Raw genomic sequence first — 21,221 nt, forward strand, 5'->3', positions numbered from 1 at the left:
ACAAGGAGATTGCTCCGGTGAAACGCAGAACCGCTTTCGTACACGCACTGGCCCTCTCGGCCCTGCTCCTGTCTTTCTCCGCCACGGTCACCACTGCGGCGAACAAGACAGTGGCGCTGACCTATATCGTCGAGCATCCGGCCATCGATGCGGCCCGCAAAGGGATCGTCGATGCACTGGCCGATGCCGGCTTCGTCGACGGCAAGACCGTCACGCTCGACATCGCAAGCGCTCAAGGAAGCATGCCGACGCAGACGCAGATCGCCAAGACATTTGCCGGCAAATCGCCCGACGTGATCGTTGCCATCTCCACACCGTCTGCCCAGGCCTGCCAGGCCGCAGCCAAAGGAGCAATCCCGATCGTCTTCTCGGCTGTGACCGATCCCGTCGCCGCGAAATTGATCAAAAGCTTCGCTCAACCAGACGGCACGCTGACCGGAACCAGCGACAAGCAGCCTCTGAACCTGACCTTCGAACTGATCCATAAACTGACGCCAACGGCAACGAAGATCGGCGTCCTCTATAATGCTGGCGAGGCCAATTCCGTCGCACAAGTGGCTGAGATGAAAACCGAGGCGGCGAAGATCGGCATGAGTATCGTCGAGGCGACGGCGGCACAGTCGGCCGCGGTGCCGGACGCCGCCCGCAGCCTCGTCGGCAAGGCCGATGTGATCCTCCTGCCGACCGACAGCACGGTGGTTTCCGCTGTCGAAAGCGTGGTCAAGGTCGGCGTCGACGCGAAGATCCCGGTCTATGCCAGCGACACCAATTCGGTCGAGCGGGGTGCGATGGCTGCACTCGGATTCAATTATTACAAGCTGGGACGGCTGACGGGCGAGATTGCCGCCAAAGTTCTGAACGGCACAAAGCCGGGCGACATCCCGGTCGGAACGCTGGAGAGCGAGGATCTCTACCTCAATCTCGCCTCGGCCAAGAAGATGGGCGTCACTCTCTCTGAAGCCATGACACAGAGCGCAGCGAAGGTGATCGACCAATGAGCCTGATTGCCCTTTCCGGCGCCTGCGAAGCAGGCCTGCTGTTTGCCCTCGTTGCCCTTGGCGTCTATCTCTCGTTCCGGGTGCTCGATTTTCCGGATCTAACTGTCGACGGCAGTTTCCCGCTCGGCGCGTCGGTCGCGGCATCGACCATCATGGCGGGCGTGCCGCCCATCATCGCAACGCTCCTCGGATTTGCCGCGGGCGCGTCTGCGGGCTTCGTCACGGCGTTCCTGTCGGTCCGGTTGAAGATCATGAACCTTCTCGCAGGGATCCTGACCATGGTCGCATTGTTCTCGATCAATCTGCGCGTCATGGGTAAGCCGAATGTTTCACTTTATGGGACCGATACCATCTTTTCCCGGATCGACGGGATCGCAGCGCTCGGGGTCTGGACCAATACGGTATTGCTCCTCTGCATCGTATTGGCCGCAAAGATGTTCGTAGACTGGTTCCTTGCCACGCAAATGGGTCTGGCCTTGCGTGCAACCGGCGCCAGCCCGAGGATGGCCGAGGCACAGGCCGTCGATAATAGCCGCATGGTCATGCTCGGCATGGCCCTCGCCAACGGTCTCGTCGGGCTTGCCGGGGCGCTTTATGCCGAAAGTCAGGGCGTTGCCGATGTCTCGATGGGTATCGGCACGATCGTCACCGGTCTTGCCGCCGTCATTATCGGCGAGACGGTCGTCGGTGCAGGATCGGTCGCACGAGCCACGTTCGGCTGTATCCTCGGTGCATTGATCTACCGGCTGGTTATTGCCCTGGCGCTCGACGGCGGCGTGATCGGAATCCAGGCACAGGATCTCAATCTGGTAACCGCATTGGTCGTTGCCGTCGCCGTAATGATTTCGAAAACGCGGTTGAAGAAGCTGCCCTCCATAAGGCGTACCCGGCTGCCTGAGCCATCGAAAGCAGAAGGAACGGCCTCATGATGCTGAATCTCGATACGATATCGGTCACGTTCAACCCGGGGACAGCTCTCGAAGTGGCCGCACTGCGCAGCCTGTCCCTGGCGATCCCACAAGGGCAGTTCGTAACCGTCATCGGCAGCAATGGTGCCGGAAAGTCGACGCTGCTTTCGGTCATTGCCGGCGCTACTCCGCCCGATCGGGGTCGGATCGTCATCGACGGCGTCGACGTTACGCGGTTGTCGACCCAGGCACGGGCGCGATTCATCGGCCGCGTCTTCCAGGACCCCCGGGTCGGAACCTGCGAGGCTCTTACGGTTGAGGAAAATCTCGCGCTCGCTTCCGCGCGCGCCGGGCGGCGCGGACTGTCCCTCGCTCTCGGCCGCCGGAATGGACGCGCGCGGTTTGAAGAACAGCTTTCCAGTCTCGGTCTTGGACTTGAAAGGAAGCTCAAGGCGGGGATCGGCACGCTTTCCGGCGGCCAGCGACAGGCGGTAAGCCTGCTGATGGCGACACTGCTGCCGATGAAGCTGCTTCTTCTCGACGAGCATACGGCAGCGCTCGATCCCAAGGCAGCGTCGCGCATCCTGGCGCTTTCGGCTGAGATCAGCGAACGTCAGCACCTCACCACGCTGATGGTCACGCACAGCATGCGCCATGCCCTCGACTATGGCGAGCGCACCATCATGATGAGCGGTGGACGCATCGTGCTTGACGTCGCGGGGGATGAACGGGCCTGCTATGATGTACCCGGCCTGATCGCCTTGTTCGGAGCGGCGAGTGGCGGCGAGATTGCCGAGGACAGGCTGCTGCTCGCTTGATTGCCGCCGCGATCGGCCGCTTGTTTTCGAAACTTCGCTGGAATATAGCTGCAATATGCAATTAAAAAATGATCAACCTGATAAGGGGCTGGCGGAGGAACGCGAGGATGGGACGGCGGTAAAGCCGGCCTTTCGGCTGGATCGCTGGGTACCCTATCGAATGTTTCTCGTGGCAAGCAGCACCGCCGAGCTGCTCGCGTCCTACTACGGGCCAAGATATGGTCTGTCGCAAGCGTCGTGGCGAATTCTCGCAATCGCCGGCGGCCGACCCGGGCTTTCGAGCAAGGAAATCTGTCATGCCGGTGCGCTGGATCAATTCGCCGTCAGCCGCGGCATAGCGCAACTGGTCTCTTTAGGTTTTGCCCGGCGCAATGCCGGTGCCGGTGACCGGCGGTTTTCTGCGGTCGAACTAACAGCCGAAGGCTACAAGGTGCTCGAAGAGATCGTATCCATCGGCCAGGCCATGGAAGCGCGTATTCTCGAAAGTCTATCCGAGGGTGAACGCGAGGCGCTGCATGCCATGCTTGATCGCATCGAAGATGCCTGTGCCGGAGCGGTTGCCCGCGGCTGGCAGGCTGTCGTGGCCGACGTCAAACCTGGAACCTGATCTCCCGGTTCGGATCAGCACTATGAATTGATGGCAGCCGCTTGCGCCGAACGGCACGGCAATGCCGTTCGGCGCAAACAGAGCGTCAGTGGTGACAACAGTCCAGAGCCGCCTCAGCTATCGGCGGAACGTAAGCGGCAAATTCCCGCTCGAGAGCCTTGATGACGCCGGTGCGCCAGCCATCTGCAATGCGTTCGGAATAGGGGTCCGGAAAGATATCCTCCTCGCCTCTTTCGAAGCCGTCGAGAATTCCGGCTGCCACCAGGCCGGGCGGCGACTTCGGCACCTCGAAGCCGCGTGTCATGTCGGTATCGACGGGCCCGGTGAAACAATTGTGTACCGTGACACCGTGCGCTGACAGGAGCGCTCGAAAGGCTTGCATCAAATTATGTGCCGCCGCCTTCGAAAGCGAATAGGCCGGCGTGGAGGCGACCGGCACGAGCGCCGATAGTGAGAGGTTGCTGATGATAGCGCCTTTCGATCGCATCAATGCAGGAAGAAAGGCCTGAGTCACTTTCAGCGGCCCGAAGAAATTGACCGCCAGATGGCGATTGATGATGTCAGCGTCGCCGAGATCGTCAGGCATGAAGATGCCGGCATTGTTGATGAGGATATCGAGCTTCCCGATCGTCCCGACGGCCTCCCGGACGTCGCGCTCGTCGGTTATGTCGAGTTTGACGAAGGTGACGCGTTCATCGTCATGATGCTGCTCGCTACGCGATCCCGAATAGACACGTTTTGCACCGCGCCGCAGCGCTTCGTCCATAAGAGCCCGGCCGATGCCGCGATTGGCGCCGGTGATCATGACCGTTTTGTTTTCGATGTTCAAGACTTGCTCCTGTAACTGACCGCCCATCAGGAGGGGTTTCCTGATGATCGTCGAGAAGCTTAGTCCCGGGCAGCCGATACGTGGGAGTAACAAGGTTGGCGGGATTTCTGAGGTGTCTGCCGATGACTGGACCGCCGGATCGCTGCGCGACCGGCAGCCTACGCGGCGCGCCAGCGACCATCGGTTCGATCAGGCGGATGCGCCGAAATGGTGTGGCATTCGGGCATCATTCTCCGCAAAGTAGAAAATATTGGGTTGGCAAAAACGAAATAGTTCGGTACAAAATTCCTACCGCAGCAGATCAATCAAAGGAGGCGTTGCATGACATCAGCATTCATCGAAACCCTCCCGTCCGGAATGATCCGACACTAGGTCATTTCCATTCGCGGCCCGCCACAGGGCGCGACATGCGGTTTTTAATTTCCTTCACAGCTCGATCGATCTGCCGGGATTAGTTCGTCTCCCGTCCGACTGTGTCTATTAACTCTCGATTTTGGGGCCGACTGCCAAATACGGAGTCGGACTGTTAAAATGACTCGCAAGAAGCTCGACTTCCGCGCCGATGCTTATCGCAACGTGCTCGGCTTTGTTTTTCGTCAGTGGGCCTATCGCCCTGCGCTGGTGGGCATCATCATCCTGCTGGTAATCACCAGCACGCTGGCTGAAGTTCTGGTGCCGGTATTTTCCGGCCAGATTGTCGATGCGATTGCCAGCGGCGATGCGGCTGGCGATGCAATACGTGCCTTCGCTGTCGTTGCGACCCTGGGCCTGACCAGTGTCACCTTGCGCTGGTTCATCTTCAACGGGATCATACGGCTGACGTTGCGCATCATGGCGGATGTGGTCAATAATGGCTTCCACAAGGTCCAGCGGTTCTCGACCGATTGGCATGCCAATAGTTTCGCCGGCTCGACGGTACGCAAGATCACCCGCGGTATGTGGGCGCTCGATTCTCTCAACGACCTGCTGCTCGTAGCCCTGCTGCCTTCGATCGTCATGCTGGTGGGCGCGAGTATCGTGCTGGGCACTTATTGGCCGATCATGGGCCTGATCGTGGCTGCCGGATCGCTGATCTATATCGGCGTGACTGTGATGCTTTCGGTTGGCTTCGTGTCGCCGGCGGCGAAGCTTGCCAATGCCTGGGATACCAGGCTCGGTGGTGCTCTGGCTGATGCCATCAGCTGCAACTCGGTGGTGAAGGCTTTCGGTGCTGAAATCCGTGAGGAGGAACGCTTGCGCCACGTATTGGCCAAGTGGGACAAGCGAACGCGACGAACCTGGAAGCGCGGGACACTGAACGGCACGATCCAGGGCTTCATGATGGTCTTCATGCAGGCCGGCATTCTTGGTACCGGTCTTGTCATGTGGCAGCGGGGGCTGGCGACGCCCGGCGATATCACATTTGTCCTGGCGATGTTTTTCGTCCTGCAGGGATATCTGCGTTCGGTGGGGCAAGACATTCGAAACCTGCAGCGCGCTGTCAACGACATGGAGGAACTTGTCCTGCTCGACAAAACGCCGTTGGGCATCGAGGATAAGCCGAACGCGAAGGCCATCACGATCGGTGAGGGCGAAATCGTGTTCGATCGCGTCACCTTCCAGTACGGCGCCCATCCTACCCCGCTCTACGACGATTTCTCGGTCACGATCAAACCGGGAGAGCGGGTCGGATTGGTGGGACATTCGGGCTCGGGCAAGACGACGTTTGTCAAGCTCATCCAGCGCCTCCATGACGTGAAGTCCGGTTCGATCCGAATCGACGGACAGGATATCGGCCAGGTCAAGCAATCGAGCCTGCGTGGCCAGATCGCTATCGTGCAGCAGGAGCCCATCCTGTTTCATCGCACTCTGGCCGAAAACATCGCCTATGGCCGACCGAACGCATCGCGGCGTGAGATCGAGAATGCAGCGAAACAGGCCAGTGCGCATCGGTTTATCATGGACCTGCCGAAGGGCTATGAGACGATGGTGGGTGAGCGCGGGGTCAAGCTGTCGGGTGGTGAACGTCAGCGTGTCGCCATCGCGCGGGCATTTCTGGCTGATGCACCCGTGCTGATCCTGGACGAGGCGACCTCCAGCCTGGACAGCGAAAGCGAAGTGCAGATTCAGCAGGCCATGGAGCGCCTGATGGAGGGTCGTACGACACTCGTGATCGCGCACCGCCTATCGACGGTGCGGGCGCTCGACCGGCTGCTGGTTTTCGACAAAGGAAAGATCGTCGAAGAAGGCGACCATCAAGCGCTCATCCGGCTTAACAACGGCATCTATCGCCGACTGTTCGAGCGGCAGGCGCTCGAACTGACCAAGGGACTGGTGGCGTGAGCTGTAGCACTTGAGCTTCCGACCAAATTGCTGACGTGAAGACCCAAGTGCCCAGTTTCGGCGGCGGGCGCCAGCGGTAGCCATAGGCCCCCCCGCTCGCCCTACGCCGTGTCCCCTTGGGAACTGGGAGGATATCCCTCTTGATCACGGCATGCCGTATAAATAGGACAGGCCATCGTTTTCACTGAGGCCTGACGCCAGCGGCACTTCGCCATGCTTCAGGTGTGACGGTCATCGATCTTGTAAACGCGGCAACAAAATTGGGGACGTCCGGATATCCGCAGGCAGCGGCGACGTCCGCGACAGAGAACGCTCCATTCCGAAGCAACAGGCAAGCGCGTTCCACACGTGCTTGCCGAAGCCATTCGTTGGGCGTCATCCCGGTCGTCTCACGGAAGGCGCGGATGAAAGTGAATCTCGGCAGACCGCAGAGCGAAGCGATCTCGCCGATCGAAATCTCAGCGGGAATCCGGCTCATCAGAAGCTGCTTTGCGAGATCCTCCTGCTTCTTCGAGAGAGTCAATCGACGATCTGTCGTCCGAAGCCGACCGTTCCCGTAGCTGTGGGCCAAGTGAACACCAATCGCCGCGGAGATCTGGTCCACAAAGAGGCGATTGCTCTGGTGCCTTGCTCCACACTCAAGTAGCGTGCGTAACAATCCAGCTAGGAGCGCATCCGGGCGCGCGGTGGTAATGGCGAGGGTGTCAACGTCTCCCAAGTCGGACGCTGCAGCGATTTCCTGAAGATCCGAGCCCGAAATTTCCGCCAGAATGAAATCAAACGAGCCGCTCAGATCGGCTTTGTAGGGCTCGCGCAGATCACGGACATAGATATGATCCTCTCCAAAATCGTAAATGGTCGAGCGTCGCTCGTCAAAAATCCGTCTTCGATGCCCGCCCTGGGCCGAGAGGCCGATTAGATAACCATCGGTGCCCGGGGACGTGGTGACCCTCCCCGGTGCCGTTTTCGATGCTTTTCTGAAAAAGGTCATGTTGCCGGCAAAAAGCTGCCAGTCCTCGTCGAGTCCCGCCACAGTACATCCGAAGGAATCCCTTTTATGCTGGGCTTCAGCGCCAAGACCTTCCCCTGTCATCGGCTTTGCCTTTCGGTTTCGACGGAACTCGGGTGGCGTTTAGCCCACCATTGTCTAGCGACCTATAACGCGACACCCACGCCAAATCTATATGCCCGCACTCGAGCCGCGCATCAAATTAGCCGTCAATTTTGAAGGAAAGGCTTGTTCTTTGGCGCATAGCTCCGTCTTGTAAATTCCACCTATGGTGCGGGTGAAATCGCTGTGATAGCGTCCGGATAGTTCAAAAAACTTCAGTTCTTCCAATGGAGTAAGACGGATGCCAATCTTGACCGTCCGCGACGACACGCGTCTTTACTACAAAGACTGGGGTAGCGGCCCACCTGGCGCCTCGATCTTTCGCCCACACGTCCGCTGGAAGGCGGACAAGGCGTAGATCCTGCACGTGATCGTCAATCTCGCCCTGAATGCCACCCAGGCAATGTCGGACGGACAGGCGTGGAACAGGACGTTGTGTATTGGCACTCGGCAGCGCGCCACCCATGGCTGGATGTCGACGACAGCGAACCGGAATTGATCCCCATAATCGCGAGCGACTTTTCGAGAGTTTTTTCTCAACCAGAGAAACCGGCGTCGGCATGGGTCTTGCCCGTATCGAGCTCCAATCGACGCCCCCTTGGGGCACATTTCAGCTTGGCCTTCCCGCGGAGCAGACGCGCACGAACGGATCGCTGATCAACAATGCGCAGGATGACGGTGCTCCCGAAAGATCGGCTTTGGTCTCAACTCGGTTTGGATATGAATACGACACCAATTGTGCATGTCATCGATGATGACCGGGGCTTGCGTCTTTCGCTCGACAGCTTGCTTCGGTCGGTCGGCTTGAAAACAGTGCTGCATGAAACGATTCCGAATTTCTCTGTTTTCACGGAATCGGTTGGCCCATGCTGTGCGCTCGTGGACGTACGTCTTCCCGGCTTCAGCGGTCTCGATTTCCAGGACCAGCTTTTGAAGAGCGAGAAGTCCATCCCTTTGATCTTCATGACCGGTTTTGGAGATATCCCGATGACGGTCCGCGCCATGAGGGCCGGTGCCATAGACTTTCTTCCAAAGCCCTTTCGAGATCAGGATATGCTTGACGCTGTGTCACGAGCACTGGAGGTCGACCGGCAGCGACGGTCGAAGGATTCCGAGGTCTCGTCACTGCGAGCACGCTACGAGGATCTGAGCTCGCGCGAAAAGGAAGTGATGGCGCTGGTCACGACCGGGCTGATGAACAAGCAGATCGCCGGGCGACTGTCGCTGAGCGAGGTTACGGTCAAGATTCATCGTGGATCGGCGATGCGCAAGATGGGTGCTCGCACGCTGGCCGACCTCATCAAAATGGCTGAAATACTCAGGCTGAACGAGCCCTGATCTGCCTCATTCGGCAATCACGCCGATTTCCCTCAGGCTTGATGCGAACTCTTCGAAACCCAACGGCTGCAAATTTCTTTCACTTTTGAAGTAGTCCGGACGCAAAGCGAACGTCGCCTAAATTGGCCATTCGTCCTCGCGCTGGACCTGCGTCAAAGCAGCGCCTTGACGGCATCATTCCCTCATGCGGCGACCGCCCGACTTCCGGGGCTCGCCATGCATCGACGCCAGGCGCTCGGCGTCGTTCCGGTCACACGCCGGAAAATGCGCGAGAGATGAGCCTGGTCGGCCAGCCCGCAGTCCAGCGCAATCTCGCAGAGCGGGGCGTCACTGTTCAGCATGCGATGCTTTGCAAATTCCACCCTGCGTTCGATGACATAATTATGGGGAGACGTACCGAAGGTCACCTTAAACGCGGCGGAAAAGTAGCTGGTGCTGAGCTTTACGACCTGCGCGAGCTCATCGAGCGCAATCGGGTGGGAAATGCGATCTTCAATGTAGTTCTTCACGCGATTGATCTGCCAGGGAGCAAGGCCGCCGGCCGAATTGCGCGAGCGCTCGGCGGGTTCGACCGGGATCGAGAACGGCTTCAGCAAACGGGAAGCCTGCTTTATGAGAGCGATGGCGATCGTCTTGTCCTTTTCGACACAGCGGATCGCGCACAAAAGAAGGGAAGACACCTCCTCCGCTGTTTCCGTCGCGACGTTCTTGAAAGTGATGGGGGAAGCGTTCTGGGTGAAAACAGCGGCGGCGGACATCGTCAATCTCCAATGTGACCCTTCAAATTCTTGATAAGGTCATCTTGAAACGGACAGGCCGCCGGCGAAATCGTACACTGATCCGGTTTCCAGCATACATGCGTCCTACCGGATCATACCAAGGTATTATCGGCGCAAAATGGATGAAAGAAGGTTCGATCGATCACGCCTCGAACCCGTTGATCTACGGACGATCTGAGCGAGCCCTCGGCTGGCCAGCACACCAACCCAAACCTGCCCAACCGCAAAGGCAAGGCGCCGCAAGCCTACGACACCTCGCCTCATCCAAGAGCCCATCATACCGACGCCCTTCATCCGCGCCTTGAGGTTGCGTTCAGTTTGCGCCTGCTGGAGCAGCGTCGTAATTGGCGGGGATCCAGAAGAAGTGGCCGTCCTTCGCCTTCACATGACCGAGGCCCGGGAAGGAGATGTGGGCGGCTCCGATCCAATAGCCCTTCTGTGCGGCGTCGGCGAAGATCGCGAGCCGCTCGCTTTCGGCCATTTCGGCATCGCCGTCATAGGCGACGGTCACGGCAGGGTCAGGGAACTGCACGGCGCCGACATGAACGATATCGCCCCACAACAGCAATTTGGCCCCGTTGCTTTCGACCTCGAAGAAGCTATGGCCGGGCGTGTGTCCGGGGCTGGCGATCGGCTTGATGCCGGGGGAAAGTTCCTCGCCATAGGTGAACGGTTTGAAACGGCCAGCGTCGATATAGGGCTTCAGAGATGCCTTGGCGCCTTCGAACATCGATTTCAGGAGCTCTGGCGCCGCCGCTTCATTGGCGTCCTTCAGCCAATAGTCGGCATCGGTCTGGCTCACCCTGACGATGGCGTTCGGAAAGGCGATCTTGCCGTTCGGTGCCACGCCGCCGACGTGATCGGCATGCAGATGGGTGAGATAGATCTCATCGACCTGATCGGGCACGTAACCGGCCGCCCGAAGATTCTCGATGAGGTGGCCGCAGCAACCGCCGTAGAGGCTGCCCGCACCGCTATCGACCAGGATAAGCTTCGATCCGGTATTGATCAGGAAGGCGTTGATCGATCCGGCGACCGGAACGGCGAGATTGCTTTCGGCAAGCAGCGCATCTGCCTCGCCTGGGGAGGACTGGTCTAGCGGCACGCTCTGCCCACCGGTCGACAATGTCTTGGTGAGGACCTTGTGGACCGGGAATGCATGCGTGCCATCGGAGAGCGCGGTGATTTCAAAATTGCCGAGGGTCATGCGGTAAAAGCCGGGGGCTTGCGTGCCGACTTTCGAGGCTGCGGCCAGCGCATATCCATTCAACAAAGTGACGGCGAGGACCGAGCAGAGGGCGAACAGCGCAAGGCTCAAGCCCAGGTCCACAGCTCTCCGTTGCCGGCTGAAGGAGCCAGCTAGGAAATCTCGGTATCTCATGAATTTCTCCTGATTATTAATGGGACATACTGCTTCATCGCGCTGTGCATCGTTGCTCGGCGTCGCAATTAATTCGGAATGGAGAGATGGAGCCGTGGAACCAGAGAAGCTGGGAAACCGGAGCGTCGGCCCACCGGGCGCCTGTGAGCTCCGGAACCCTACGCCGCGGTGCTACTCGTTAGCGACATCGACTTCAGGACGATCGCCGGCTTCGACATGTTCCCGATGCCATGAACCGTCCTCGGATTGGAAAAGGATCTCCGCATCGTGGCCCCCAAGCTGCTGCCGGCGAGCGGCGCGATGGGCTGCGGCGCGTGCTGCCGCATGGCTCGGATAGGGCTCCGACCAGACGCCGTCCAGTCGATAAGCCCAGCCCCCGTCATGCTGGCCAATGTGATATGTCAGATGCATCGATACGCTTCCTTTTTATGGTGATCCCGCTTCCGGAGGCTCACTCTCCGGGCAGCGAAGCAGTGCGACAAGCTCTTGTCGAACGGCCTGCAGGCCTCCTGTGTTCTGAACCATTCGTAGGGAAAGCTGATCCATCGGTATTGTCAGTTTCTCCGTTCCATGGACGTTTCACCTGCCGATGTCGGCTGCATTGGCAGATTGATTATCGATGGCGGCATCTGTCTCGAAGCTCTCGGTTATCGCGAACGTCGCGGGGCCGATCTTGCGATCGACCCCATGCGGCATCCCGGTCACATCAGCACGCGTCGGATTTGCGAGCATGGCGGCCAGCGACCGCATTTCTGACCGCGTCAAGCAGAAGCGTTGCCAAGGCCAGCGTTGCGACCGTCGCGACGCCCAGATCCACCGCTGAAGAGAGACCTGCCCAGGTCGCGATCTTGCCCAGTAGCAGGGCCACGACCGCCTGGGCGAGATAAGCAACGAGGAACAGCGCCGAGAGCGTCGCGCCTCTATGAGGCACGGGAGCAGCGGCATTGATCAGCGAAAGTCCCCCGAGGAGGAGCAGGCTGTAAGCCATCCCACTGCCGATTTGGGCAACAGTATAGAAGACCAGCGAGTGCAGGACCGCGGCGATCGCCAACAGCCCGGAGGAAACGATGGCAATGGCACTACCCGCGAGCATGACCCTGCTCGGCTTTACACCCCGCGCCGGAATTGTGGCGATGGCGGAAGAGATCGCAAAAAGCGCGATGGTGCCACCATTGACGAGGGCGTTTTGAGAGGCGATGACATCCCGCGCCACCTGTGCACCAAGGGAAAGCGTCATGGCACCAAGCACATAAGAGGCTGTTACCGCCGCCGTAGCCGTCACGAAAGTCGCAAACAATCCGTTCGGGATTGCGGGGATCCTTGGGCGCCAACGGCCGGCCGGTCGCGATGCCGTGCGGTTCGGGAGTCTCCAGGTCGTAACCATGAGCACGGCGAGGACGACGGCAAGAACCACGAAATTCAGCCGCGTCGGCAGCGGCGCATATTCGATCAGCGCACCGCCGACAAGGGCGGCGCCGATCATGCCGAATGCCTGGGCGGCCGCTGTCATGCTACCGGCTTGCGAGGCCCGGGCCGGTGCGCTGAACTCGACCACGGCTGCAGCCGACGGCCCCGCGGACAGGCCCACGCCAACACCCATGAAAGCCCTGCCGATGAAGATCCAGTCAACGTCCGGCGCCAGCGCAAATATGACCGAACCGACGAGCGAAGCCGCAAGGCCGAACAGCATTGCTTCCCGTCGCCCGATATAATCCGAGACATTGCCGAAGACGACGAGCATGAGGACGACGAAGACGGGATAGACGGCGAAGATCGCCGTTGTGGTGAATGTCGTCAGGTGCCATTCCTGCGCATAAAGCGGATAGGTCAGAGCCGGGGCCGCGCTGGTCCAGATCGTGTGGGCGACGACCGCCGCGGCCGTCAGAAAGCTCGCCTGCCTTCCAAAAACCTTGCGGCTCATGATCGTGCCTCCATCACGGGGCTCGGCTGGAAATGCATGCCCGCGCCGACATCGACAAGAATGCCGTCATTCGTGGTGACGTTAAGCGGAATGTTGGGACCCTCGGAGAGCACAGTGATATCGAACCGACCGTGCTTGAAGGTGTGGAATGCAACTGGCTTGTTCATTTGCCGAACTCCTGTTTCGATGAACAAGATGTCGGCCAATTCGATTGAGATTGAAATTGTCTACGTGGACTATGCATTGTTCATTATTACTGAACGATAGAACGCCAAAATTCATTGAAATCGCCAAGACGCCGTTCGGAAATTGGGGTATTGATCGCGGGCTGCTTGCCGGGCCACACGATGCAATATTTTTTTGATCCCATTATACAATTCTTGCTTCTTGTCGTTGTCCTCGCTGCGGCACATTGGCTGCTGCCGAGGCACAGGGCTGCCCGTTTTGCCACCGATGTCGCTTTTTTTGCCACGTTGACCGCCATTCTGCTGGCCAAAGGCGTAGCGCCCTATTCCGAAACGCCGCCATCATCAGATCTCTGGCACCGCCTGTTTTATGGCCTCGCAAAAGCAATCTGGTGGCTCGGCGGCGCGATGATGCTCGTCAGCTGCGTCAGGCTGTTCCTGATCTTCGAGCGCCGCCCCCGGGAAGCACGATTCGTCCAGGACCTGATCGCCGGGATCATTTATGTCGGGGCCGTTCTTTCCGTAGTAGCCTATGTCTTCAGTGTGCCGGTTGGCACGCTGATCGCCACATCCGGCGTGTTTGCGATCGTCCTCGGTCTTGCGATGCAAAGCACGCTTTCCGATGTCTTTTCCGGTATCGCGCTCAATCTGGGCCGTTCGTACAGCGTCGGAAACTGGATCATTCTCGAAAGCGGGGTTCAGGGTCGCGTCATCGAGACCAACTGGCGCGCGACACATCTATCCAACGCGACGAACGATCTTGTCGTCGTTCCCAACAGCGCACTCGCCAAGTCACAATTGGTCAACCTCAACAGTCCCGACGAGACCCACGGCATTACCATGTCGATCAAACTCGCCCCGACCCGGACGCCGGCGACGATGGCGAGGTTGCTCGAGACGGTCACGCTGGGAAGCAATCATATGATGCGCATTCCGGATCCCTTGGTCTCGATCATCAGCCTCACCAAGGAGGTCATCGAATTCGAGCTTGCTTTCCGAATCCGCGACATATCCGAGACGACAGCAGCGAAAAACGAGATCTACGATCTGGTATACCGGCATGCGCTGGCGGCTGGAATTCCGCTCGCAAGTAGTATCGTATTCAGCGCAGCGCCCGCAGCAGAGTCGACGATCGGTTCGGAGGAAGGGTCTGAGAAGGCATTGCGGCTCATGGCGATGCTGCCGCTCTTTTCCGCCCTCACCGAAATAGAGCGGGAGACGCTTTCCAAATCTGCGACCCGCCGAACTTACGCCAGAGGAACAGAGATCATTCCGCAGGGAGAACACGCGCAGGCGTTGACGCTTGTCGAAAGCGGCGTCGTGAATGTCGTTCGCCACGAAAATGGTCGAGACTTAGAGCTCAATCGGCTATCGCCTGGTGATTTCTTCGGCGAGCGTGGTCTCTTGATCGGCGCGGAAGAACCCGGCCGCATCATCGCGTTGACGCCGGTCGTTGCCTGCGAGATCGGACGTGATCAGCTTTGCGAGATCTTGCGGCAACGCCCGGCTCTTGCTGAAGACATCGGCGCAACGCTCGCTGGCCGCCTCGAGCAGGAAAGACGCCTGCATGGGGAAGGCAGTACGCCGTTGCTGCACGCGCAGACGTTGACCAGCCGCATCCGTCATCTCTTCCAGTTGCCGCATTCGCCGGTGGCCTGACGGAACATGGCTAGATAAGACCAGCGCCTCCAGTGATCAGCAGTGCTGATCGCTGGATCAACCGGTCTTTTCCTCGAAGGTGGGATACGGTGTGCATGAGCTCAAAGTTATGGTCGACCGCGCGCTCCAGCTTATCGACTTAGAGGCTCCGAGGCCATTCGGGCTGGATGCTTCCGGGTATGGGCAGTTTTCTTACGACCGCGTAGGCGACGAATATCCGCGATCGCAGGACATTGCTGAAAGCATCCTAAGCGGGCCTTTGTTAGATCTATCGCACATGCTGGCTCGAGATGTTGCATTTTCGCGGCGCATGCCGATCAATCGCCTTCGGGCGTTTCAACATGCGCAAAGAGTGCCAGGGCAGCCAGGACGGCAGGGACGGCAAAACTCCAGACGGGCGAGAAAATGAATGTCAGCGCCCCAATAGCGCAGCCCAGTGCGAAGGCGATAACGGCGAGCACCATCCGCTTCAGACGCGAGTAGGCTGCAGCGGTGCTCTCCGAACGGCCGCCCATGGCGATATCGGCAAGATCGAGCATGATCTGGGTCGTCGTTCCGGTCATCAGGGTCGACGGAGGAGACTTCGCCAGATGAACGCGGTGAATGCCGTTCTGCACTGCCATGGCGGCAACAAGGATCATGCCGATTGCAAACGCGGTCGGGCTGTTCGGATCGCCGAAGGGACCGTATGCCAAGGCGATCGCGGCAGCAACGATAAGCAGCACAAGCTTGACGACGAGAAGAGGACGCAGGACCGGTCGACCGCCTCGCTTCAGCGCCAGCCCGACGATACGGGAGGCAAAGACGACGGCGCAGAAAACCGGAAGTGCGAAAAGCTTGGACAGGGTGCCTCCCGTACCCAAGGCTAATGATGCGCCCAAGGTCACGAAGTTGCCGGTCACATGGGCGGTAAACAGCCCGCCCAACGCCAGGAAGCCGACAGTATCGACATATCCTCCGTTGAAGCTGAGGAGGAGAGGAAGCGGAACAGCTTTCATTGGCGGAGCATCCTGAATATCTCGGTAAAGTGCTCCGGCACTCCGGGCACTGCTTTAATGGGCGGCCTGCCGCTGCACTCGAGCTCAGCGGCAGGCCGGGTCGTGTTCGTCAGGCCTTGATGAAGGCGAGCAGGTCCGGATTGATGACGTCGGCGTGCGTCGTCAGCATGCCATGGGGGTAGCCCTTGTAAACCTTCAGCGTGCCGTTCTTGAGCAGCTTGACGGAAAGTTCGGCGGAATCGGCGATCGGAACGACCTGATCATCGTCACCATGCATGACGAGGGTCGGAACGGTGATCTTCTTGAGATCCTCGGTCTGATCGGTTTCGGAGAAAGCCTTGATGCCGTCGTAATGGGCTTTTGCGCCGCCCATCATGCCCTGACGCCACCAATTCTGGATTACGCCCTGGTAGACGGTCACGCCCTCGCGGTTGAAGCCGTAGAACGGTCCGGCGGGGAAGTCGAGGAAGAACTGGGCACGATTGTCGGCAACAGCCTTGCGGATGCCGTCGAAGACTTCCATGGGAAGGCCGCCCGGATTGGATTCGGTCTTCAGCATCAGCGGAGGAACGGCGCTGACCAGCACGGCTTTGGCGACACGGCCCTGCGGCTGACCGAACTTGGCGACATAACGGGCGACTTCCCCGCCGCCTGTCGAGTGGCCGATGTGGACGGCGTTCTTCAGATTCAGATGTTCGGCGACTGCGGATGCGTCAGCTGCGTAGTGATCCATGTCATGACCGCCGCTGACCTGCGAGGAGCGGCCGTGACCGCGGCGGTCATGGGCGACGACGCGATAACCGTGCTGAACGAAGAACAGCATCTGGGTGTCCCAGTCGTCCGAAGACAGTGGCCAGCCGTGATGGAAAACGATCGGCTGGGCGTCCTTCGGACCCCAATCCTTGTAAAAGATCTGTACGCCGTCCTTGGTTTCGACGAAGCCGGTGGTCATTGGAGATATTCCTTCAATTCTTGTGGGGGTGGCAGCGGAAAAGGCAAGAGATGGCATGGCTATGGCGGCAGAAAGGGTTGCGCCGGCCAGCAATGTTTGCCTGCGGGAAAACATTATCTCGATCGGATTGTCAGACATCTTGGTAACCTTTGGAGTGGACTTCGATTGCATAGCCTGTGAGCGCTGCTGCCTCTTGTCCGATACTTGTCCCATTTGGACAAAGCTCGGGTCGCCGCAGGCCGGCGAATGGGATCGCTTGAAATTCGATCACCAGGCGAAAGTCAGTTGAACGCCCAGATAATTGCCATCGTGACCGCCGGCTTTGCGGATGGCATCGCCGATCTCGTAGTGCACCGCCTCGATGGCGCCTGTCAGATTTGCATTGAAGGCATAGTCGAGCCTGATCTGCCCATAAGCTCCGGTCCAGGCGCCGCCGCGGCCCGCCGTTCCTGCCAGAGGCTGGTTGGGCTGCACATAGATCGCATCTGCCGTGGTTTGCCGCCATTGAAGACCAACTGCCGCCATCAGCGTCATATTGTCCGTCGGTTTCACCGTTATCGATGGCTTGAGGTGAATGAGGTTTGTGTAGCCGGTGTAGCCTGCGAGCGCGAAATAATAGCCGTTCGGGAAAAGAGGATTGAAGGTGCCGACAGTGCCATCGCCGGGATGGCGATCCCCTGAGGCCATATCGAACTGCAGACCCAGCCGCGGCGTCCAGGATGCATCCTCGAAGGTGTACCCCCCACGCGCGCCGATCGCCCAGGCTCGAATATCCTTATCGCCGACGGAACCCACCTGCCCCATCCCCTCGAGATCCCAGTCGAGACCGTTCGAACTGCCGGCGAACCGGGTGTCGAATATGTGCCGGTCTTCGTCTCCGGATCCATCCAGGTAATGTGCGTTGCGCTTCTGATAGAGCGAATAGTAAGCGGAGAGCTCATTGGTTCCCAGGACCTGCCGTTCCACGCGCAACGTGCTGAAGCGGAAGTCGCCGTTCGATGTGTCGTCGAAGGCCTTGTCGTTTCGATATTGGACTGGCTGGCTGACGAAGCCGATGAAACGCCACGGCCCCGTCTCCCAATCCGCCCAGACAGCGTCGAAGGATTGCCGAACGTTCGGCCCGTCGCGCGAGGAAACGAAGCGCTGCAGGTCGAAAGCAAAATCCTGCCGGCCGACTCGGGCCTTGAAGGTCCCGGCATCGAAATCGTGTGAATAGGAGACGAATGCAAGCCGCAGATCCACTTTGTCGGCATCCGCCGGGCCGATCGAGCTTTTTCCGAATGCGCGATCATCTTCGAACTGCGTGAATACCTGCCAGTCCTCGAAGAGGTGCAGATCGATGTGGAATTGCGCTCGCTCGATCACATAGTTGTCACGCGCGACACCGCCGATTCCGAAACTTGGGGCGTTGTTTGTCTCGAACCGTTCTCGCAAATTCGCGCCGAACGATATGTAGGTTCCCGGATCACCAGGCGAAAACGGCAGGTATTTCAGGCTGTCGAGCGGCTGCGTCCTGAGTGCAGGATCCGCCAGGACGGACCAATCCTCTTGCCAGCGGTTGCTCTTGATCGCGGGCCGCTTGACGGCTTTTGCCTCGTCAGCAGCAATTGCCGCCGTCGCTGACAAGGCCAGCAAGGCGGCGGCCGAAAGTAAGTGGCGTTCAATCATCTTTATACTCCCTCAAAGGCAGGGCGGCCGCGTCTGCGCGGCCGCTGCGCTGTCATCAGGGCTTCGTGATGGCATGAATTTCCGCCACATACCCGCCGGGGAATTCCACCATGGCGGCCCGGCGGCCACTCGACTGATAGGGGTCGACGAGAATCTTTGCGCCGCTGTCCTTGGCCTTCTGCAGGGTCGCGGCAAGATCCGGGACTTCGTAGCCCGTCATCTCATGGCCATAAGGAAAGGGCAGATGTCCGTCGGTGACGAGCACGGTCATCCTGCCGTACACGGATTCGATGCGGACGCGGCGGAACGTATCGTCGGGACGGCCGATCTCGACGCCGGGTGCCTTTTTATCGTCGGAGACAACCTTGCCCTTCGAGAAGGCGAGGAAACCCCTGACAAAGGCAGAGACGGCATCTGCCGACACATAGACGCGGTTGTCCGGCACGGTTTCGAAGGCCGCATAGTTCGGCTTGGTCGTGTGCCAGTAGATCTGCATGTTGACGCCGCCCGGCCACTGGATGACGGCGTCGCGGCCGATGGGATCGGGGAATGGCGACACGGTCACGCTGGCGCCGGCGGCACGGGCAGCGGCAACGGCCTTGTCCATATCGGTAACGAGATAGCCGGTGCGCTCGGCGCCGAAGGGATAGGGAATCGGCGTCTTGAAGCCGAACAGCGACACGGTGCCGACGGGAGTCTGCAGGAGTTGCGACGTCGTGCTGCTCGGGGTCGGCGTCACCGTGGTAACGACCTGCTTCGTACTTGCCCCACCGAAAGTCGCAAGGAAGCTCTGGGTGAAGGCGTCGACCTTGTCCGGCGCCACGTAAACATGCGTGGTGTCATATTGAGCGCCGACACCGACCTGCGGATAGGCATTGCGGGCCAGCGCGGGTGCGGCCGGCAGCGCAGTAAGGGCAAGAAGAATAGCTAGTATTGGGAGCGGTCGTGAGATCACGTCTTAAGCCTCAGCGTTCGAGATGGGATTGAGATGGATGGGAGAGATCTAGCCAGGCGACGAGCAAAAAGCCGCCGGCGAGACCGAGATGTTCGAAGAAGGCGTTGGTCGCCATCATGCGGTCGATGCCGGGCGCCATTTCCCAGAAGCGGAGCGCGATGAAGGTTGCAAGAAGCGTAAAGCCAGCGAGCGCCAGGGCACCTGCCCAACGCAGGAAGCCTGAGATCACCATGGACGAAGCGGCAAGTTCGAAGACGATGACGGCCACTGCGAAGAAGGTGGCGGGATGGAGACCGAAATGATCCATCTCGGCCAGGGCACCGTTGAAGTCGAAGATTTTGGTGAGCGGACCTTGGATGTAGGCTGCGCAAAGAGCCAACAGTGATACCGTCCGGATGACCGGAGAGCCGACGGCGCGTGCCAGACTGCTCCGGACTGGGTTGGACATATGAGATTGAAAGGTCATTTCAGCTCCTGCATGTTCGCCGTCGAGGCCGCTTTTGATGGAGCGATATTGGCTGGTAACCGCCACGCCAACAATTGCAGCAATAGTTTCGATTTAATTGCGGATTTGGCAATGATGAGGTGACGCCCGGGCGGCGGTGTGGCCGCCCGGGCTGGAGGCTGGTCAGACTGCCCAGCACGAGCAGCCGAGCGCACCGAAGAAGCCCTTGAGGTCGGCGACCGGAAGCTTCGAGGTCCAGGCACCAGCATGATCGTGACCATGCACGCCGCAATCGGTGGCACATCCGCATGTGGAGATGGCGGTTCGGCGCAGCGAACGGGCACCCGCGCCTTCCGGTTCGCCCCAGGCCGCGTAGCCGCCGAAGCTGCGGACAGGAGACCAGTCCGGCATGGCGGGCGGGATGTCGTTCTCGTCGAGCGTCTTGAAGTCGCCTGCCCCATAGACGATCTTGCCGCCGACCATGGTCAGTTCCGAGACGAGGAAGGAGATCTCGTCCTCGGCGCAGGAGAAGAAGTCCTTGTCCGGCACCACGAGGTCGGCGAACTGGCCCTTCTCGATGCGGCCCTTCTTGCCTTCCTCGTTGGAGAACCAGGTGACCTTCTCGGTCCACATGCGCAGCGCCGTCTCGCGGTCGAGGCAGTTGGCGCGCGGGTAGAGCTGCATGCCGCCGACCGTCTTGCCAGTCACCATCCACGACAGCGAGACCCACGGATTGTAGGAAGCAACGCGGGTGGCGTCTGTGCCGGCCGAGACGTTGACGCCCTTGTCGAGCATGCGGGCGATCGGCGGTGTAGCCTCGGCCACGCCGTGACTGTACCGCTCCACGAAGTATTCGCCCTGATAGGCCATGCGGTGCTGCGTGGCGATGCCGCCGCCGAGGGCCGCGATGCGGTCGATCGAGCGGTCCGAGATGGTTTCGGCATGATCGAAGAACCAGTTCAGTCCTTCGAGCGGGATATCCTTGTTGACCTTCTCGAACACGTCGAGCGCACGCGAGATCGTCTCGTCATAGGTGGCGTGCAGACGCCAAGGCCAGCGGTTTTCTGCCAGAACGCGCACGACCTCTTCCAGCTCGCCCTCCATTTCCGGAGCCATCTCCGGACGGGGCTGGCGGAAATCCTCGAAGTCCGCGGCGGAGAAGACCAGCATCTCGCCCGCACCGTTGTGGCGGAAGTAATCGTTGCCCTGCTTGTATTTGACCGAAGCGGTCCAGTTGAGGAAGTCCTGCTTTTCTTCCTTCGGCTTCTGGGTGAAGAGGTTGTAGGCGAGGCGCACCGTCATCTGGTTCTCGTCGGACAGCTTCTGGATGACGGCGTAATCGTCCGG

General features: G+C 59.6%; 20 protein-coding genes. 7 read left to right on the forward strand and 13 right to left on the reverse strand.

Annotated features, from left to right (window positions below):
* Window positions 1–17: 17 nt before the first annotated feature.
* From FHT84_RS10710 to FHT84_RS10725, 4 genes are read left to right on the forward strand one after another with little or no spacing between them, the layout of a single operon-like run.
* Window positions 18–998 carry an ABC transporter substrate-binding protein gene (locus FHT84_RS10710; RefSeq protein ID WP_348647339.1) on the forward strand — a complete coding sequence of 327 codons (981 nt, stop codon included), beginning with the start codon at window positions 18–20 and terminating at the stop codon, window positions 996–998.
* Window positions 995–1,927: an ABC transporter permease gene (locus FHT84_RS10715; RefSeq protein ID WP_183762145.1), complete on the forward strand. Its 933-nt coding sequence runs from the start codon at window positions 995–997 to the stop codon at window positions 1,925–1,927. Before FHT84_RS10710 ends, FHT84_RS10715 begins: the two co-directional genes overlap by 4 nt.
* Window positions 1,927–2,724 (forward strand): ATP-binding cassette domain-containing protein, encoded by a 798-nt coding sequence (locus FHT84_RS10720; protein ID WP_183762199.1) that lies wholly within the window; start codon window positions 1,927–1,929, stop codon window positions 2,722–2,724. The genes FHT84_RS10715 and FHT84_RS10720 overlap by 1 nt, the downstream gene beginning before the upstream one ends.
* Before the next feature lie 55 nt (window positions 2,725–2,779).
* The gene (locus FHT84_RS10725; protein ID WP_112345518.1) at window positions 2,780–3,331 is read left to right on the forward strand and encodes a MarR family winged helix-turn-helix transcriptional regulator; all 552 of its coding nucleotides are present in this window, start codon (window positions 2,780–2,782) and stop codon (window positions 3,329–3,331) included.
* An 85-nt stretch (window positions 3,332–3,416) separates the two neighbouring features.
* Here FHT84_RS10725 and FHT84_RS10730 read toward each other — a convergent pair whose 3' ends face one another.
* Window positions 3,417–4,160: an SDR family NAD(P)-dependent oxidoreductase gene (locus FHT84_RS10730; protein WP_183762147.1), complete on the reverse strand. Its 744-nt coding sequence runs from the start codon at window positions 4,158–4,160 to the stop codon at window positions 3,417–3,419.
* 531 nt (window positions 4,161–4,691) lie between these two features.
* Between FHT84_RS10730 and FHT84_RS10735 the strand changes: the two genes are divergently transcribed.
* Complete coding sequence (locus FHT84_RS10735; RefSeq protein ID WP_183762150.1) at window positions 4,692–6,482, forward strand: ABC transporter ATP-binding protein; 1,791 nt, start codon at window positions 4,692–4,694, stop codon at window positions 6,480–6,482.
* A 181-nt stretch (window positions 6,483–6,663) separates the two neighbouring features.
* On the opposite strand, the gene FHT84_RS10740 is transcribed toward FHT84_RS10735, so the two are convergent.
* A complete protein-coding gene (locus FHT84_RS10740; RefSeq protein WP_183762152.1) occupies window positions 6,664–7,575 on the reverse strand; it encodes an AraC family transcriptional regulator in 912 nt (303 codons plus the stop codon).
* A gap of 738 nt (window positions 7,576–8,313) precedes the next feature.
* On the opposite strand from FHT84_RS10740, the gene FHT84_RS10745 reads away from it, so the two are divergent.
* Window positions 8,314–8,931: a LuxR C-terminal-related transcriptional regulator gene (locus FHT84_RS10745; RefSeq protein ID WP_112345514.1), complete on the forward strand. Its 618-nt coding sequence runs from the start codon at window positions 8,314–8,316 to the stop codon at window positions 8,929–8,931.
* A gap of 182 nt (window positions 8,932–9,113) precedes the next feature.
* On the opposite strand, the gene FHT84_RS10750 is transcribed toward FHT84_RS10745, so the two are convergent.
* The 5 genes from FHT84_RS10750 to FHT84_RS10770 form a co-directional block, all read right to left on the reverse strand.
* Window positions 9,114–9,689, reverse strand: a complete 576-nt coding sequence (locus tag FHT84_RS10750; protein WP_112345513.1) for an AraC family transcriptional regulator — start codon at window positions 9,687–9,689, stop codon at window positions 9,114–9,116.
* A gap of 334 nt (window positions 9,690–10,023) precedes the next feature.
* Window positions 10,024–11,091 (reverse strand): MBL fold metallo-hydrolase, encoded by a 1,068-nt coding sequence (locus tag FHT84_RS10755; protein WP_112345512.1) that lies wholly within the window; start codon window positions 11,089–11,091, stop codon window positions 10,024–10,026.
* Between the two features lie 171 nt (window positions 11,092–11,262).
* On the reverse strand, window positions 11,263–11,502 hold the full coding sequence (locus FHT84_RS10760; RefSeq protein WP_169645480.1) for a DUF2188 domain-containing protein: 240 nt from the start codon (window positions 11,500–11,502) through the stop codon (window positions 11,263–11,265).
* 295 nt (window positions 11,503–11,797) lie between these two features.
* Complete coding sequence (locus FHT84_RS10765; protein WP_183762154.1) at window positions 11,798–13,012, reverse strand: MFS transporter; 1,215 nt, start codon at window positions 13,010–13,012, stop codon at window positions 11,798–11,800.
* Complete coding sequence (locus FHT84_RS10770; protein WP_183762156.1) at window positions 13,009–13,179, reverse strand: hypothetical protein; 171 nt, start codon at window positions 13,177–13,179, stop codon at window positions 13,009–13,011. The genes FHT84_RS10765 and FHT84_RS10770 overlap by 4 nt, the downstream gene beginning before the upstream one ends.
* Before the next feature lie 213 nt (window positions 13,180–13,392).
* Between FHT84_RS10770 and FHT84_RS10775 the strand changes: the two genes are divergently transcribed.
* Window positions 13,393–14,856 carry a mechanosensitive ion channel family protein gene (locus tag FHT84_RS10775; protein WP_246698496.1) on the forward strand — a complete coding sequence of 488 codons (1,464 nt, stop codon included), beginning with the start codon at window positions 13,393–13,395 and terminating at the stop codon, window positions 14,854–14,856.
* A 317-nt stretch (window positions 14,857–15,173) separates the two neighbouring features.
* On the opposite strand, the gene FHT84_RS10780 is transcribed toward FHT84_RS10775, so the two are convergent.
* From FHT84_RS10780 to FHT84_RS10805, 6 genes are all read right to left on the reverse strand, one after another.
* A complete protein-coding gene (locus FHT84_RS10780) occupies window positions 15,174–15,854 on the reverse strand; it encodes a YoaK family protein (protein ID WP_113249037.1) in 681 nt (226 codons plus the stop codon).
* Between the two features lie 109 nt (window positions 15,855–15,963).
* Window positions 15,964–16,944 carry an alpha/beta hydrolase gene (locus FHT84_RS10785; protein ID WP_183762158.1) on the reverse strand — a complete coding sequence of 327 codons (981 nt, stop codon included), beginning with the start codon at window positions 16,942–16,944 and terminating at the stop codon, window positions 15,964–15,966.
* A 129-nt stretch (window positions 16,945–17,073) separates the two neighbouring features.
* Window positions 17,074–18,474 (reverse strand): alginate export family protein, encoded by a 1,401-nt coding sequence (locus tag FHT84_RS10790; RefSeq protein ID WP_112345507.1) that lies wholly within the window; start codon window positions 18,472–18,474, stop codon window positions 17,074–17,076.
* A 55-nt stretch (window positions 18,475–18,529) separates the two neighbouring features.
* Complete coding sequence (locus tag FHT84_RS10795) at window positions 18,530–19,429, reverse strand: glyoxalase (RefSeq protein ID WP_183762160.1); 900 nt, start codon at window positions 19,427–19,429, stop codon at window positions 18,530–18,532.
* Window positions 19,430–19,439: 10 nt separating this feature from the next.
* Window positions 19,440–19,895, reverse strand: a complete 456-nt coding sequence (locus FHT84_RS10800) for a DoxX family protein (RefSeq protein ID WP_183762162.1) — start codon at window positions 19,893–19,895, stop codon at window positions 19,440–19,442.
* Between the two features lie 162 nt (window positions 19,896–20,057).
* Window positions 20,058–21,221, reverse strand: a 1,164-nt coding sequence (locus tag FHT84_RS10805; protein WP_183762165.1) for an amidohydrolase, incomplete at its 5' end; no start/stop codon positions are given.

Origin of the sequence: Rhizobium sp. BK289 (assembly GCF_014193575.1) — a bacterium.
GTDB classification, from domain to species: Bacteria; Pseudomonadota; Alphaproteobacteria; order Rhizobiales; family Rhizobiaceae; genus Rhizobium; species Rhizobium tropici_C.